Source organism: Mesorhizobium sp. M8A.F.Ca.ET.181.01.1.1 (genome assembly GCF_004792025.1).
Lineage (GTDB): Bacteria > Pseudomonadota > Alphaproteobacteria > Rhizobiales > Rhizobiaceae > Mesorhizobium.
The window spans coordinates 1-327 of record NZ_SRTV01000160.1 but is presented as its reverse complement, the minus strand read 5'-3'; the positions used below and the strand labels follow the sequence as shown (position 1 = coordinate 327).

Below are 327 nucleotides of genomic sequence, written 5' to 3'. Positions count from 1 at the left end.
CCTTTGTTCAAGGCACTTTCTGTCTTGAGCCATCCGGCTCACCGGGCCCACCGGACCACTTACGCGGCCGTCGGCGTGGCGGCGAAATCCGGCGAATCTGTCGACGCATAGTTGAAGGTCACGTCGCGCCAGGTGTCGAGCGCCTGCTTGAGCGGCCCACACCAGCGCGCCGCGGCTTCGAGAATGTCCGGCCCTTCCTCGCGGATGTCGCGCCCTTCGTTGCGCGCTTTTACCATCGCTTCTAGCGCGACGCGGTTGGCCACGGCGCCCGCCTGGATGCCGCCCGGATGGCCGATGGTGCCGCCGCCGGACTGCAGAATCGCGTCG

Annotated in this window: 1 protein-coding gene; it reads right to left on the bottom strand. The window is 67.6% G+C overall.

Going from position 1 to position 327, the window contains the following annotated elements; genetic code table 11:
- Positions 1 to 59: 59 nt before the first annotated feature.
- Positions 60 to 327: RuBisCO large subunit C-terminal-like domain-containing protein (locus tag EN824_RS34040; RefSeq protein WP_245521083.1), on the bottom strand; the 268-nt coding region annotated here is incomplete at its 5' end.